The following is a 15,430-nucleotide window of genomic DNA, read 5'->3' on the forward strand; positions in this document are numbered from 1 at the left end:
TGCCGCCGTGTAGCCCGCTCCCGGACCGCCGTACCGCCGTGCCCGACGTCAGGCCCGGTGCGGCGGTCCGGGAGCGGCGTCCACCGCGTCGACGAGCGTGGCCAGCGCCTCCGCCAGCGTGGCCAGGCCGTCGGTCGGCGGACCTGCGGGCTCGACCAGACGGCCGTCTCCGGGTTCGACCAGATAGCCGTCCCGGCGGATCTCCACCATCAGCGCGGTCACCCGGGGGTCCCGGCCGTAGTGCCGCAACGGCACGTAGCAACCCGCGAACGGGGTGTCGACGCCGATCTCGCCGATGCCGGCGAACGCCGCCCGACCCGCCGCCAGCAGCCAGCCCGGGGTGTGCGCCGGATCGGTGCCGAGACAGATCGCCGGCCGCTGCATGCCGCCGATCTCGTACGGCAGCCGCCGGCTCGGGTAGGAGTGCACGTCGAGCAGGGTCACCCGACCCCGTACCGCCAACCGGGCCTCGACCAGGTCGGTGACCGCCCGGGCATAGGGGCGGTACCACCTGTCGAGCAGCAACTCCTCGGCGACCGGATCGTCGGCACGCAACCGGGCACCGTCACTGGTCCGGGTGTAGACGGCCGCCATCCCGACCGTCCGCATCGACTCCCGCTCGTCCGGGAAGCGCTCCGGATCGACGACGAGCCGGGAGAGCAGGTTGACGAACATCCACGGAGTACGCCGGGCGGAGCCCGCGGCCCGGGCCGCGATCAGGTCGGTGTGCGCATCGGTCATCCGGGCCAGTTCGGTGGCCAGGGCGGCGTCGTCGAGCAGCAGTCCGGCGCGTACCTCCGGCGGGATCAGCCGAGCGGCGTGCGGAACGTGCAGCACCACGTTGCTGTCGGCGGAGCCCGGCACCACCCGGAACCCCGCCGACGACTCCGATGCACTGTGCCGCATCCACCACCGCCGCCGGGTCGACAGGTCCTCGGACGCCGACCCTACTGCGCTTCGCGCACCGCAGGCCCCGGCGCGCGGGGGCGTCGAGTCCCTGCGCGGGCCGTCGAACCGGGACGGGTCAGCTTCCGACATATGTACGTTGTTCGATCACGATTTCCGCCCGTAGCCTACCCACGCCCCTGATCGGCGAAAAAGGAGTGTGTATGGGTCGGATCAGTAGGATCTGGCGGGTCGGACTCGCCGTGCTGCCGATGGCGGCGGTGGCCGTACTGGGCGGCACGTCACCGGCATTCGCCCAGCCCGGACCCGCGATCGTGGTGAGCGACGGGGTGACCCAGCCGGTGTTCGGGTACGCCGACGCGATCCGGGAGCGGCTCTTCGTCGACTCGACGTTCGACAGCGACAACGACGGCCTGCGCGACATCATCGCGTTCGACGTCATGCGCCCCAGGGCCACCGCCGACGGGCTCAAGGTGCCGGTCGTCATGGACGCCAGCCCGTACTACTCGACGGTCTGCCGGGGCAACGAGTCCGAGTGCAAGGCCGACCTGGACGGTGACGGCCTGCTCGACAAGTGGCCGCTCTTCTACGACAACTACTTCGTGCCGCGCGGCTACGCGGTGATCCTGCTGGACATGGTCGGCACCAACAACTCCACCGGCTGCCCCACCACCAACGGCGAGCCGGACAACCTCAGCGCCAAGCAGGCGATCGACTGGCTGAACGGCCGGGCCACCGCCCGGAACGCTGCCGGGCAGGTGGTCAGGGCCGACTGGCACAACGGCCGTACCGGAATGGTCGGCAAGTCGTACGACGGCTCGCTGGCGATGGCGACGGCGGTGACCGGGGTCAGGGGCCTGACCACCATCGTGCCGATCAGCGGCCCGGCGGAGTACTACGACTACACCCGCAGCAACGGGGTGATCACCCGAGGCAACAGCTATGTGGCGTCGCTTGCCAACACGGTGACCAACCCGGACCGGCGGGCCTACTGCAAACCGGTTCGGGACGCGCTTGCCGCCGCCGACGGTGACGAGACCGGCGACTACTCGGCCTTCTGGGCCGAGCGCAGCTACGTCCGGAAAGTCGACAAGATCAAGGCCAGCGTGCTGCTCTACCACGGGCTCAACGACGACAACGTCCGCCCGGACCACTTCAGCAAGTTCTGGTACGAGCTGGCCGCGCACGGCGTGCCGCGCAAGCTCTGGCTCTCCCAGGAGGGGCACGTCGACCCGTTCGACTCCCGCCGGACGGTCTGGGTGAACACCCTGCACCGCTGGTTCGACTACTGGCTGCACCAGGTACCGAACGGGATCATGGAGGACCCCCGGGTCGACCTGGAGCGCTCCGCCGACGTCTGGGAGACGCACGCCGACTGGCCGGTCCCGGGGACGACCGAGACCGAGGTCTTCCTCCAGCCGGGTGCCGGTGCCGGCGGGGGCCTCAAGCTGGTACCGGCCAGGAAGCCGGCCACCGAGACCTTCGCCGACGACCCGGCACAGCGCCAGGACGCGATGATCAACAATCCGGACACCGTCACGCCGAACCGGCTGGCTTACCTGTCGGAGCCGCTGCGTGCCCCGCTGCACGTCTCCGGTACACCCGTGGTGCGGCTGCGGGCCGGCGTCGACGCCACCGACACCAACCTCGGGGCGATCCTGGTCGACTACGGCACCGCCGAACGGGTGGCACACCGGGCATCCGGGGAGGGCATCATCACCCTGGAGACCCAGGACTGCTGGGGCGAGACCAGCCCGACCGACGACGGCTGCTACAAGCAGACCAGCAAGCGGGTGGCCACCGCCGATCTCGAACTGGTCACCAAGGGCATCCTGGACGCGCAGAACCGCCAGTCGATCCGCAGGGCCACCCAGTTGGTTCCCGGCAAGCTCTACAACTTCGACTTCCCGCTGCTGCCGGAGGACTACGTCTTCCAGCCGGATCACCGGATCGGGGTGATCATCGTCGGAAGCTACCCGCAGTACTCCAGCCAGGCCGACCCGAACCGGGCCACCATCGACGTGGCGTTGAAGACCAGCCGAATCGTACTGCCGATCGTCGGCGGTACCCCTGCCGCGCACGCCGCCGGGCTCTGACCGTACGCCCTCGGTAACCGCCCCGTACGCCCCGTCGACCGTCCGCAGTGGCGGCCGGCGGGGCATTGCCGGGCCGGGGTACACATAGGCCGGGCCATGCCGTCGGGCCGTCGGCAGGTGTATGCTCCGCCGGTTGAGCCCTACCCCTGCGGCGTGTGCCCCGGACGCCGGCACGGGCTCGCGACCGTATGGAGGATGGCGCATGTCCCAAGGCCAGGAGCTGTTCGACCTGCACGAGGACAAGACTTCGCGGCCCAGTTTCGAGACCACGCTGCGCGGTTACGACAAGCGGCAGGTCGAGCAGTACGTGGCGCAGACGGCCAACGAGCTCTCGAAACTGATCGCCGAGCGCGAGCAGGCGTTCAGCCACATCCAGGGGCTGACCGTCCATCTCCAGCAGGTGCAGGCCGAGCTGACCGAACTGCGGGACCGGCCGCCGCAGGTGGACCGGGCGTCCTTCCGCGACCTGGGCCCGATGGTCGACCAGATCATGGCGCTGGCCGAGAAGCAGGCCGGCGTGATCGTCGACGCCGCCGCCCAGCGGGCGACCGAGCACCAGAACGAGGCGGAACGGGTCCTCGCGGACGCGCGCGAGCAGGCCGAGAAGCTGGTGGCCGAGGGTGAGGCGAGCCGGGAGCGCGCCGAGCAGGAGGCGCAACGGGTCAGCGAGCGGAGCGCCCAGCAGGCCGAGCGGGCACAGGCCCAGGCCGAGTCCATGCTTGAGGCGGCGCGCAACCAGATCCAGCAGGAGATCGAGGCGGCCCGGGCGCGTACCCAGCAGGAGCTTGGCCAGTGGCAGGCCAACGTGGAGCGGGAGCTGACCGAGCTGCGCAACAGCACCGAGGCGGAGCTGACCCGGGCGCAGAAGCAGGTCGAGGAGGAGAACGCGAACCTCCGGTCAGAGGCCCAGCAGTACGCCTCCGACCTGCGTCGGCGCGCGGAGGAGCAGGCGGCGGCGCACCAGCAGCAGCTCGCGGCGCTCCAGGACAAGATCGAGACGCGGCAGCAGTCGCTCGCCCAGTTGCAGGCGGCCCAGGAGACCACACAGCAGAAGCTGGCGCAGTCCCGCCAGGAGGGTGCCACGGCGGAGCAGGAGTTCGCCCAGTTGCAGCAGCGGCTCGGTGAGGTCCGGCAGGACCTGACCGCCGAACTCAACCGCCTGGACGAGGCCCGCCGGGCGGCCGAGCAGGCCGAGCGGCAGGCGGCCGAGGTACGGGCCCGGACCCAGCGGGAGGCGAAGCGGTTGGCCGACCGGGCCGCCGCCGCGGTACTGGCCGCCGCGGCGATCACCGGGGAGACCGGCGAGTACCAGATGGTGGCGGTGCGCCAGGAGGCCAACCGGGCCATGGCCGAGCCGCCGGCGGAACCGGCCGAGCAGCCCGACCTGCCGGAGCAGCGCGAGCCGGTGGAGCAGCCGGAGCCGGCGATGAACGTGTTCGAACCGGTCGAGCAGCCGGAGCCGCCCGTGAACATGTTCGAGCCGCAGCAGCAGGCGCACCAGCCGCACCACCAGGGGCACCCGCACTCGCAGCCGCCGGTGTACAGCCCGAACGGCGCAGACCCCAGCCGGTACTAGGCCACCGGGGCCGGTATCAACCACCGGACCCGAACTAAACCACCGGACCCGAACTAAACCACCGGACCCGAACTAAACCACCGGGCCGGCGCCACGCCACCTGGCCGGCGCGGTTGCGCCGGGTGCGTCAGCCGTCGGCCTGGTCGGGCCGTCGGCTGTCCGCCACCGCAGCGGGCGCGTCGGCGAGGGAGAACCGCTCCCGCAACCGGGAGTAGAACCCGGATGGCCGCAGCCGCACCAGGTGGGCCGGCTCGCGCGCCGGCAGCACGGTCACCCAGTCCCCGGGATCGAGTACGCCGCGAAGCTGCCCGTCCACGCTGACCGCCACCTGCCCGGACTGTTCGAGGACCCGTACCGTCACCGCCTCGTCGGCGGCCATCACCAGGCTGCGGTTGAAGACCATGTGCGGGGCGACCGGGGTGAGGACCAGCGCGGCGAGCCTGGGGGAGAGGATCGGGCCACCGGCGGCGAAGTTGTAGGCGGTGGAGCCGGTCGGACTGGCCACCACCAGGGCGTCGGCCGAGTAGGACGCGAAGAGGGTCTGGTCCAGGTACACCCCGAGGCCGGCCTGACGGTCCCGGGCCAGCTTCTCGAAGACGATGTCGTTGAGTGCGGTGACGTCCAGCGCCACGCCGGGCTGGTCGGCGGGTTCGGCGGTAGGGGGCAGGGGTGGGGGCGGCGGCAGCAGCGGCCCGCGCCCGTAGCGCAGCAGCGCCTCCATCCCGCCGGGGATCTCCAGCGGCCGGGAGGCGCACAGCGTAAGCATCAGTCGTTCGTCGAGCTGTACCCGGCCGGAGAAGAACGCCTCCAGCGCCGTGTCGATCTCGGTCGGCTCGATCTCGGTCAGGAAACCCACCCGGCCGACGTTGATGCCGAGCACGGGTACCCCGTCCTTGGCGGCGATCCGCGCGCCCCGCAGGAACGTACCGTCCCCGCCGACCGTGACCACCAGCGCCGGATGACCGGCGGCCTCGGCCTCGTCACCCGCGTTGCGCCGTTGCCGGTGTTCCCAGGACGGCTCCCAGACGTCGATGTCGCTGACCCCGATCGAGTGCTCGGCCGCCCAGCGGCGGACGGCGCCGGCCGCCGCCACCGCCGCCGCCCGGCCCTCGTGCACCACCAAGCCGATCCGCTGACCCGTCATGCTCTCTCGTCTCTCCTGCCTCGCGGCCGCGCCAACCGCCATCGGGCGGTGGACGATCCGGTCGCGGTCCTGGCCACTGCCTACCACGAAGCCGCTCGACGGGCCGGGACCGACCCGTGTCGCGGTCACCGGGCCGGGCGGTGCGGTTCCGGGGGATCGGCGTTGTGTGGCGGGGCATCGGTGTGTGTGGCGGGGCATCGCGGCCGGTCGAGATCTGTCGGACCCAGGCGCGGCGGACCCTGTCTTGAGTGCGAGCATGTCGGCCATGGAAATCTACGAGGACGAGCGTACGGTGTCGCGGGCGGACCTGGCGGGCTGGCTGCGCCAGCTGGCCCACCAGCTCGATTCGGAGGGGAAGATCTTCTACGGCGCGGGCGGCGCGGTCGCCGTCACCGATCAGGTCGAGTGTGAGCTGGAGATCGAGCGCGAAGGCGCCGAGATCTCCGTCGAGATCGAGTTCTCCTGGACGGATCCCAACGCCACCGACGATGACGAAGACGACGAGGAAGACGAAGAAGACGAGGACGAGGACGAGGAAGACGGAGAGGACGAGGACGAAGCGGGCGACGACGAGGGCGAAGAGGGCGACGACGAGGAGAGCGAGAAGTCGACCGGAGCGGCGGCGACCGCCGGTGCGGGGCTGATCGAGCCGGTGAGCACCGAGCCGGCGCCGGTGGATGTCCCGGCGACCACCGAGCAGGTGAAGCCGGCGGAGTCGACCAGCGACCCGGCGGAGTCGGCGGCGACCAACGACCCGGCCGAATCGACCGCCACCACCAGCGACGCCAAGCCGTCCAGCGCGGACGAGTCGTCCAGCGCGGTCGAGTCGTCGAGCCCGACCGAGTCGTCGGGGACTGCTGAGCCGACTGGCGAGAGCCGGCCTGCCGGAGCGGCCTGACCCGCTGCTGGAAACGGCCGCCGGGTGGGGCGACCGGGTTTCCGGACCAACCCACCCGGCGATCTCGGCAGCGCGGCACCCCGCACCAGAGTTGCTGGTAACCGACGTCGGGGAGCTGCTCCGGGAGCTACGTCGACGGTTCGGCTGACCGGATCGGCGGCGAGTCAGTCCTGAAGCTTGGCGCGCAGGACTGCGGCGTCCGGCGCGCCGAGTTCCTCGTAGGCGGCGAGGGCCTGCCGCCAGACCGCCCGGCTGTCCTGGCAGCGCCCGGCCGTCCGCAGCGCGTCGCCGAGCCGGTGCAGGCTGGCCGCCTGGTACCAGCGGTCGTCGAGGTCCCGGTAGATCTCGGCGGCCCGCCGGTAGTGGTCGATCGCGGCGCCGTGCCGGCCCAGTCGGCTCTGCGCGGTCGCGGCGGCCTGCAACGCCCTTGCCTCGCCCCGGCGGTGGCCGATCGACCGGAAGATCTCCAGGGACTCCGCTATCACCGGTACCGCCTCGGCGGGGCGTCCGGCGACGGTCAGGGTCAGCGCGATCTGGTAGAGCGAGATCGACATGTTCCCGGCCTCGCCGTGCGCCCGTTCCAGCGCGTACGCCTGCCGGCTGCACCGCAGCGAGCGGTGGTGCTCACCGGCGTCCCGGTACGCGGCGCCGAGGTTGCTCAGCACCGTCGCGATGCCCGCCGGGTCGTCCACCTCCCGGAAGATCTCCAGGGCTCGCCGGTGGGTCTGCACCGCCAGCGCGGTCTGTCGGGTCGACCGGTAGGCGGTGCCGATGCCGCTGAGCATGTGCGCCTGGCCGACCCGGTCACCGGCCCGCTCGGCGGCGCACAGCCCGGCCCGATGGGTGCGGATCAGCTCGCCCCAGGCCCGGGTCAGGTGCAGGTGGATCCAACTGGCGTAGGCGAGACGCCAGCAGAGGTCGTCGAAGCCGCGGGCCTGCGCCAGTTCCACGGCGGCGACCAGGTTGTGCCGTTCGGTGCCGTACCACTCCCGCGCCTGCCGCTCCCCGGGAAAGACAAGCGGCGTGACGTCCCGGGGAACCCCGGGCACCGTCACCTCGGATTCGCTCGGCTGGAGCAGTGGCCGGGCGTGCAGGGCGCTGCGCGTCAACCATTCGACCAGCCGACGTTGACTGTCGTCGCGCAGCGCTGGCGGATCCTGTGCGGTGGCGAGTTCGGCGGCGTACGCGTAGAGCAGGTCGTGCACGACGAACCGGTCCGGGGCGTGCTCGCTGACCAGGTGCGCGGCGGCGAGTTCGTCGAGCAGTACCCGGCTCTGCGGCTCGTCGGCTTGGACCAGGGTCGCCGCGGCCGGGGCGGACAGCTCCGGCGTGGGGTGCAGGCCGAGCCGCCGGAACAGCCGGGCGGCCGGCGTGCCGAGGGTCCGGTACGACCACGAGAAGACCGCGCGTACGTCCACCGCCGTGTCCGGGCTGGCGAACCGGTCCAGCCCGTCCCCGGCTTCGCCCAGTTGCCTGTGCAGCGCCGCCAACGGGAAGGCGGGACGGGCGACGGCCCGGGCGGCGACGATGGCCAGGGCCAGCGGCAGCCGCCCGCACGCCTCGACGATCCGGTTCACCGCCTCGGGCTCGGCCTCGATCCGCCGCTGCCCGAGCCGGGAACCGAGCATCTGCCGGGCCTGGTCAGCGGTGAACGGGTCGACCCGGACCGGACGGGCTCCCTCGGTCACCACCAGTGCGGAGAGTTCGCTGCGGCTGGTGACCAGCACGAAGCTTCCGGTCCCGCCGGGCAGCAGCGGCCGGACCTGGTCGGCGTCGCCCGCGTTGTCCAGTACCACCAGCATCCGGCGACCGTCCATGAGGGAGCGATACAACCCGGTCTGCCCGTCGAGGTCGGCGGGGATCTCGGCGGCGGGCAGCCCGAGCGCGCGCAGGAACAGCGTCAGCGCGTGCTCGGGGCTCACCCTGGCCCGGTCGTCGTAACCGCGCAGGTTGACCCAGAGCTGCCCGTCGGGGAAGGACTCGGCGACCCGCCGGGACCAGTGCAGTGCCAGCGCCGTCTTGCCGACCCCGGCGGTACCGTTGAGCACCACGACGCCCGGGGCGCCGCCGGGGTGAAGGCCCCGGGTGCGGAGCAGGCGGTGCAGCCGGTCCAGCTCGGCGGTCCGCCCGGCGAAGCCGCGGACGTCCGGCGGCAGTTGCCGGGGTACCGGTGGCAGCCGCACCGCCTCGGCGGGTGCCGTCGGGGTGCCGGCGAGCACCTGGGCGTGCAGCCGCTGGAACTCCTCGCCCGGGTCGAGCCCCAGCTCCCGGGCCAGATGTCGACGCGCCTGGTGATAGGCGTCCAGCGCCTCGGCCCGGCGACCGCTGCGGTGCAGCGCGGTGACCAGTTGCAGCCACAGCCGTTCCCGCAGGCTGTCCCGGGCGGTAAGTCCGCGCAACTCCTCGACGAGATCGGCGTACCGGCCGAGCCGCAGGTCGGCGTCGATCCGCCGCTCCAGAGCACGGAGTCGCTGTTCAGCCAGGCCGGGTACGCACTCCCGGTGCAGCAGTTCCGACGGTACGTCGCAGAGCGGATCGCCGCGCCACTGGCGCAGTGCCGCGCGCAGTGCCGTACCCGCACCGTCCGGATCGGAGCGTCGAGCCGCCCCGTCGGCCGCCAGCAGCCAGTTTCGGAACCGCCCGAGGTCGACACGGTCCTCGGCAACCTCGATCAGGTAGCCGTCGGAGCCGGTGGTGATCATTGGTGGCGCACCCGCCTCGTCGAGCAGTGCGCGCAGCCGGGTGACGTACAACTGCGCCGCCCGGCGCGGATTGTCCGGCTGCCGGTCGTCCCAGATCGCCTGGGCGAGCCGGCCGATCGGGACGAGCCGGCCCGGCTCCAGTAACAGCGTCGCCAGCAGTATCCGGCACTTCGGCGACCGGACCGGCACCGGCCGGTCGTCCACCCGTACCTCGACGGGCCCGAGCAGCCCGAATTCCACCCCGTTGGTCATCGTCATCTCCGCCCCCGCGTCTACGACAGGCTGACACAACAGCGGGCAATCGAAAATACGCAGCCTGACGTACACATACAGGGTCGCGAGGTCAGACAGTATCGATTTACCGACGGGACGGAGATCAATTCCTGAATTCGTTGCGCAATTCCGCAACGCGATGACGGTGCAACCCCTAGCCGAGCCCGACGAGATGGTTCTGCCAGGCCCAGGCCGCGATCTCGACCCGGTTGCGCAGCCCCAGCTTCGTCTGGATGCCGGAAAGGTGACTCTTGACCGTGCTGATCGAGATGAACAGCTCGGCGGCGATCTCCTGATTGGTACGCCCGGCGGCGACGGCCCGGACGACCTGGATCTCGCGTTCGGAGAGTGCCCGGGCGGGCCGCCCGTTGCCGGGTGCCCCGATGGTCCGCAGGTGGCGCAGGAGTCGCACGGTGACCGAGGGCGAGACCAGCGCGTCACCGGCGTGTGCGGCCCGGACCGCCTCGACCAGCAGCGTCGGGCCGGCGTCCTTGAGCACGAAGCCGACGGCTCCGGCGCGCAGTGCGCCGTAGAGGTACTCGTCGAGGTCGAACGTGGTGACCACGACTACCCGGAGTGGATCGGGCACCTCGGGGCCGGCAAGCGCGCGGGTCACCTCGATGCCGTCGAGCCGGGGCATCCGGATGTCCACCAGGCTGACGTCGGGGCGCAGCCGTCGGGCGAGCGCGACCGCCTGCCCTCCGTCGGACGCCTCGGCGACCACGTCGATGTCGGGCTGGTCCTCGAGGATGAGCCGCAGTCCGCTGCGTACCATCGCCTGGTCGTCGGCGAGCAGCACCCGGATGGTCACCGACGCTCCCCGGCCGCGACGGGCACGGTGGCGCGTACCGCCCAGCCGGCGTCCGGACGCGGCCCGGCCCGGAGGGTGCCGCCGAGCGCCTCGAGGCGTTCCCGCATCCCGAGCAGTCCGTAGCCGGCCCGGTGGGGATAACGGGTCGTGGCAGGTGGGGCGTCGTCGACCACCTCCACGGTGACCGCTGACCGGTCCCGGTCGACCGTCACCGTGACCGAGCGGGCCTGCGGGGCGTGCCTGGCGACGTTCGTCAGCGACTCCCGCACCACCCGGTGGACGGTACTCGTCACCTCGGGCGGCCATGTCGAGGTGTCCTCGCCGTCCGGCAACCGCAGCCGTACCGCCGGCCCGTGACCGGCGAAGCGCCGTACCAGGTCGTCCAGGCGTTCCGGGTTGGGGCTGGTCGGGGCGGCGTCGTCGGTGTCGCGCAGCAGCCCTACCACCCGGCGCATCGCGGCCAGCGCGTCCGACCCGGCCGACTCGATGCCGGCCAGCGCCGCGCCGGCCCGATCGGGATTCCGGCGGGCGACGATCTGGGCCGCCTGCGCCTGTACCACGATGCCGGTGATGTGGTGGGCGACGACGTCGTGCAACTCCCTGGCCAGTTCCAGCCGCTCGTCCCGGCGTACCCGCTCAGCCATGGCCCGGCGACGGGCGGCCAGCAGGCGCAGGCCCAGCCCGACAGTCAGCGCGGCGAGCCAGCCGAGGGCGTTCAGCCCGGCGACGGTGCCGAGACCCGTGCCGGAGGAGGACGGGAACGCGAGTTGGGAGCCGACCACGATGCCCAGCCCGGCGACCGCGACCCCGGCGGCCGGGCGGGTCGGCAGGTTCCGGAGTGCGGAACCCGTCAGCACGGCGAGGGCGAGGGCGGTGGCGGGGCCGGGCTCGGCGGGCAGCCCGGCGACCCGGGCGACCGCTGTGGCGACCGCCGCGACGGCGAGGCCGGCGACCGCCGCCCGCAGCCGGTGCCGCCGACGGGTCAGCGCGATTCCGCAGGCCAGCGCTCCGACCGCGCAGTCGAACAGCCAGTAATGGCCACCCCAGCTCGCGGCGAGCGCGGTCGCGGTGCCCAGCAGGGCCGCGCCGAAGAGGATGCCGAGCGCGACGTCGGCGGCGACCCGGGCTCGACCGTGGTTCGCAACGTTCACGCCGGTCAGGCTACGGAACCGGGCCGGGCGCCGAACCGGCCGAAAGTACGGTCGCGGCGGCGTATCCCGGCCGCAGGCGGCGCGCAGACACGGCGCGACCGCCGCGAGCGGGTCAGCGGACGATCCGGTAGGTGACGTGGGTGGCCAGCGACGCGGCCCGGGCCGACCGGATCCGCAGCTCCAGTCGGGGTACGTCCACGAAGAGCCGCTCGTCCGCGCCGAGGGTGATCGGGGCGACGTGGGTACGCAGCTCGTCGATGAGCCCGGCCCGCAGGTACTGGTTGACCGTCGCCGCCCCGCCGGTGATCGCGACGTCCCGGTCACCGGCGGGCACGACCGCCCGAAGCCCCGACAGCGGTTCGGGGCAGCGCTACGGTCGGCGGGCGGTCACCAGCCAGTGCGCTCCGGGGATCCGTACCCCGTCGGGACCCTCGTACGAGCGCAGCGTCTCGGCGAGAATCCGCCGGGCCGTCTCGGCGCTCGGCCCGCCGTCCTGTTGCAGTACCGCGAGCACCGGTCCCGAACCGAGGAACCCGTCGGCCGCCTCCTCCGGGTCGGCCCCGAACGTCATCGGGACGTCGAGGGGTCGGGGACGCACGTCGGTGAAGCCGGCCCCGCCCAGCACCTCCGCCAGCCGGGTCGGATCGGCCAGCGAGAACATCGAGGAGTCGGGCAGCCGGTCCGGGTCGGGCTGGTCGCAGAGCGCGGAGAGCGGGGCCACGTACCAGGGGTTGTCGGTCATGGCGCGGGGGCAGACGAAGGCGAGCCGCCCACCGGGCCGCAGCGCGTGACGGACGTTGCGGAAGGCTGCCACCGGGTCGGCGAAGAACATGATGCCGAACTGGCTGATCGCCACGTCGAACCCACCGTCCGGAAACGGGAACACCTGCACGTCGCCCTGGGTGAACTCGACGTTGCGCAGACCCGCCGAGTCCGCGGCAACACGGGCCTGGTCGAGCATCGGCGCGGAGAGGTCGACGCCGAGCACCCGACCCCGGGTGGCCAGCCGGGCGGCCAGCAGGGTCGTCCCGCCGGTACCGCAGCCGATGTCGAGGACCCGGTCCTCCGGCCCGATCGCGGCGGTGCTGAGCAGCGTGTCGGTGACCGCGCCGTTGACCGGGTCGTCGCGCTCGCTCTGCGCCGCCCAGTTGACACCCTCTGGCCCGTTCCACGCCTCGGCCTGGTCGATGTTGGCTATCTGCATTTCAGTTCCCTTCCGGAAGGGCCTGGGCGAGCAGCCGCAGGCCGACCGCGGTGAGGCCGCCGTCGGCCACTCGCAGACGCTCGATGTGTCGCAGTACGGTGAAGACCGCCAGCCCGTCGGCGTCGTCGCCGAGCCGGTCGGCGAGATAGCGGTGCAGGTACGGCACCCGCGCGGTCTCGCGGATGTCGAAGAGCGTGCCGATCGCCCTGGTGACCGCCTCCCCCGAGTGCAGGCGGTACTCGTCCCGGTGTCGATCGACCCACTGCGCGTGCGGCGCCTCGACCGGCCCGGTGTCGGGCCCCGGTCCGAGTAGCCCGGCGGCGCCGAGCACTGCCGCCATGTCGTGGTACCAGCCGGCGGTGACGGCATCCGCCCGTTCCCAGGCGAACTCGTCGACCACCAGCAACCCGCCCGGCCGCAGCAGCGACCGGGCCCGTCCCAGCGCGGCGGCGAGGTCCGTCATGTGGTGCAGGGAGAGCGAACAGAGCACCACGTCGAACTGGTACTCGTCCCGGTATTCGGCCAGGTCGGCGACGAGGGCCGCGACGCCGCGCGTGGCGGCCGAGGCGACGGCCACCGGGTCGACGTCGACGCCGAGGACGGCGTAGCCGGCCTGGCCGAGAGCCCGGGCGAGGTGGCCACGCCCGCAGCCCGCGTCGAGGATCCGGGCCGGCGGTGGTGGCAGCCACCCGGACAGGAAGGCCAACTGGTCGGCGATCCGGGCGACGGTGACGCTGCCGGCGTCCGGGTCGTACCCCGGGATCGTGCGGATTGGACTCACCGGTCAAGCGTCGACCTGATCTGCCATGCGGACAACTGCGGGTTGGTTGGGTCTGCCATAAGCTCGATGCATGCTTGACCCCTGGTCGTTGCAGGTACTCGTCGCGGTCGGCGAACGCGGTTCGTTCTCGGCGGCGGCCACGGCGCTCTCGTTGACCCAGCCCGCCGTCTCGCGCCAGGTGGCAGGCCTGGAACGGCGGCTCGGGGTACGGCTGTTCAGCCGGGACGCCCGTGGTGTCCGGCCGACCCCGGCCGGTGCGGTCGCGATCGAGATGGCCCGGGAGAGTCTCGACCGGCTGCGGGACCTGGAGGCCCGGCTGGCCTCCTTCGCGGAGCTGGAGTCAGGTGAACTCCGGCTGGCCGCCTTTCCGAGCGTCAACACGCACTTCGTGCCGGAGGCGGTCCGCCGGTTCGGCCGGCTCCATCCCGGGGTGGCGCTCAGCCTGCGGCAACTGGACCAGGCGGCGCTGCTGCCGTCGGTCCGGGACGGGCGGATCGACCTGGCCCTGGTGACCGACTGGCACCTCTACGACGAACCGCAGGCGGCCCGGGACGCCCCGGTCGGTGCCGAGCCGCCCCGGATGCACGTCGAGGGTGTCGAGTTGGTGCCCCTGCTCGACGAGGAACTCCAGGTCGTCCTGCCGGCCCAGCACCGGCTGGCGCGGCGCCGCCGGGTCCGGCTGGCCGAGTTGGGCGGCGAGACCTGGATCGACGGGGCACATCCGGACTGTCTCGGGCCGGTCGCCCCGCTCACCGAGGCGCTCGGCGCCGCACCCCGGATCGGGTTCTGGTGCGACGACTGGAGCGGCAAGCAGGCGCTGGTGGCGGCCGGTGTCGGCGTGATGCTGATGCCGACCCTGGCCGCCGTGGCGGTGCGCCGCGACGTGGTGCTGCGCCCGACCAGTCCGGTGCTGCCGACCCGACAGCTCCTCGCGGTGACGGCCAGGCCGGAGATCCGCGCTCCGGCGGTGACCGCGATGCTCGAGGTACTTGCCGATCTCGCGTCGCAGCGGAGCTGACCGACGGTGCCCGGCCGGCGCCGGTCGGGCTGACCCGCCGCCGACCGGCGCTACCGGTGGCTAGAGCTAGAGCTTCCGGCCGACCCCGGCGGCGACCTTGAGCATGGTCGGCGGGGCCTGCTCGTCCGGCCACCACTTCTGCACGTCGACGACGCCGGGCGGGAGCAACTCGAAGCCCTCGAAGAGGCGTTCGATCTCGTCGCGGCGCCGGAACGTCATCGGCGCGGGGGAGTTGGCGGAGATCTCCTCCAGTTTCGCCTTGGCCGCCGGGTCGCTGCCGTCGGTGCAGAACTGGGAGATGCAGACGTAGCTGCCCGGCGCCATCCGCTCGCGGAACCGCGCGATGAGCGCCGCCGGGTCCTCGGCGTCGGTGACCAGGTGGAACAGGCCGATGAAGAGCAGCAGCACGGGCTCGTCGAGGTTGATCAGCCGCTGCACCTGCGGGTCGTCGAGGAGTGCGTCCGGCTGGCGTACGTCGGCCTGGATCGAGGCCACGTTCTCGTCGGTGGCGAGCAGGGCCCGGTTGTGGATGAAGACGATCGGGTCGATGTCCACGTAGACCACCCGGGCGTCCGGGATGATGGCCCGAGCGGTCTCGTGCACGTTCGGCGCGGTGGGGATGCCGGCGCCGATGTCGAGGAACTGCTTGATGCCGGCGTCGGCACACATCTGGGTGACCCGGAGCAGGAAGCGTCGCTGCGCCTTGCCGAGGGCGGGCAGGTCCGGGGCGAGCGCGATGACCTGCTTGGCCGCTTCCCGGTCCACCGCGAAGTTGTCCTTGCCGCCGAGCACGTAGTCGTAGGCGCGGGCGTGGCTCATCTGGGTGGTGTCGATGCCGGTCGGCACGCGGTCCTGGTTTGTCACGGGCAC

13 protein-coding genes are annotated in these 15,430 nt (G+C 72.4%); 4 read left to right on the plus strand and 9 right to left on the minus strand.

Going from position 1 to position 15,430, the window contains the following annotated elements:
• Positions 1-48: 48 nt before the first annotated feature.
• Positions 49-906 (minus strand): N-formylglutamate amidohydrolase, encoded by an 858-nt coding sequence (locus CLT71_RS35035; RefSeq protein WP_199187820.1) that lies wholly within the window; start codon positions 904-906, stop codon positions 49-51.
• Positions 907-1,109: 203 nt separating this feature from the next.
• On the opposite strand from CLT71_RS35035, the gene CLT71_RS35040 reads away from it, so the two are divergent.
• Both CLT71_RS35040 and CLT71_RS35045 read left to right on the plus strand, forming a co-directional pair.
• On the plus strand, positions 1,110-3,002 hold the full coding sequence (locus CLT71_RS35040; protein ID WP_486483619.1) for a CocE/NonD family hydrolase: 1,893 nt from the start codon (positions 1,110-1,112) through the stop codon (positions 3,000-3,002).
• Positions 3,003-3,204: 202 nt separating this feature from the next.
• The gene (locus CLT71_RS35045) at positions 3,205-4,578 is read left to right on the plus strand and encodes a coiled-coil domain-containing protein (protein WP_101370877.1); all 1,374 of its coding nucleotides are present in this window, start codon (positions 3,205-3,207) and stop codon (positions 4,576-4,578) included.
• Between the two features lie 127 nt (positions 4,579-4,705).
• Here CLT71_RS35045 and CLT71_RS35050 read toward each other — a convergent pair whose 3' ends face one another.
• Positions 4,706-5,722 carry an NAD(+)/NADH kinase gene (locus CLT71_RS35050; RefSeq protein WP_101372048.1) on the minus strand — a complete coding sequence of 339 codons (1,017 nt, stop codon included), beginning with the start codon at positions 5,720-5,722 and terminating at the stop codon, positions 4,706-4,708.
• A gap of 184 nt (positions 5,723-5,906) precedes the next feature.
• On the opposite strand from CLT71_RS35050, the gene CLT71_RS36800 reads away from it, so the two are divergent.
• Positions 5,907-6,620, plus strand: a complete 714-nt coding sequence (locus tag CLT71_RS36800; protein WP_158242387.1) for an amphi-Trp domain-containing protein — start codon at positions 5,907-5,909, stop codon at positions 6,618-6,620.
• Positions 6,621-6,784: 164 nt separating this feature from the next.
• On the opposite strand, the gene CLT71_RS35065 is transcribed toward CLT71_RS36800, so the two are convergent.
• The 6 genes from CLT71_RS35065 to CLT71_RS35090 all read right to left on the minus strand — a co-directional run bounded on the left by CLT71_RS35065 (position 6,785) and on the right by CLT71_RS35090 (position 13,542).
• Entirely contained in the window at positions 6,785-9,574 is a 2,790-nt protein-coding gene (locus CLT71_RS35065; RefSeq protein WP_158242388.1) for an AfsR/SARP family transcriptional regulator, read from the minus strand.
• Positions 9,575-9,749: 175 nt separating this feature from the next.
• On the minus strand, positions 9,750-10,406 hold the full coding sequence (locus CLT71_RS35070; RefSeq protein WP_101370881.1) for a response regulator transcription factor: 657 nt from the start codon (positions 10,404-10,406) through the stop codon (positions 9,750-9,752).
• Positions 10,403-11,557 carry a histidine kinase gene (locus tag CLT71_RS35075; RefSeq protein ID WP_101370882.1) on the minus strand — a complete coding sequence of 385 codons (1,155 nt, stop codon included), beginning with the start codon at positions 11,555-11,557 and terminating at the stop codon, positions 10,403-10,405. The genes CLT71_RS35070 and CLT71_RS35075 overlap by 4 nt, the downstream gene beginning before the upstream one ends.
• 112 nt (positions 11,558-11,669) lie before the next feature.
• Positions 11,670-11,891 carry a dihydrofolate reductase family protein gene (locus CLT71_RS35080; protein ID WP_486483620.1) on the minus strand — a complete coding sequence of 74 codons (222 nt, stop codon included), beginning with the start codon at positions 11,889-11,891 and terminating at the stop codon, positions 11,670-11,672.
• 36 nt (positions 11,892-11,927) lie between these two features.
• The gene (locus CLT71_RS35085; RefSeq protein WP_101370884.1) at positions 11,928-12,761 is read right to left on the minus strand and encodes a class I SAM-dependent methyltransferase; all 834 of its coding nucleotides are present in this window, start codon (positions 12,759-12,761) and stop codon (positions 11,928-11,930) included.
• A gap of 1 nt (position 12,762) precedes the next feature.
• Positions 12,763-13,542, minus strand: coding sequence for a class I SAM-dependent methyltransferase (locus CLT71_RS35090; protein ID WP_101370885.1), 780 nt, complete (start codon positions 13,540-13,542; stop codon positions 12,763-12,765).
• A gap of 70 nt (positions 13,543-13,612) precedes the next feature.
• Between CLT71_RS35090 and CLT71_RS35095 the strand changes: the two genes are divergently transcribed.
• Positions 13,613-14,560 (plus strand): LysR family transcriptional regulator, encoded by a 948-nt coding sequence (locus tag CLT71_RS35095; RefSeq protein WP_101370886.1) that lies wholly within the window; start codon positions 13,613-13,615, stop codon positions 14,558-14,560.
• Between the two features lie 66 nt (positions 14,561-14,626).
• Here CLT71_RS35095 and CLT71_RS35100 read toward each other — a convergent pair whose 3' ends face one another.
• Positions 14,627-15,424: an SAM-dependent methyltransferase gene (locus tag CLT71_RS35100; protein ID WP_101370887.1), complete on the minus strand. Its 798-nt coding sequence runs from the start codon at positions 15,422-15,424 to the stop codon at positions 14,627-14,629.
• Positions 15,425-15,430 lie beyond the last annotated feature (6 nt).

The sequence above is a fragment of the Plantactinospora sp. CNZ320 genome, assembly GCF_002846275.1.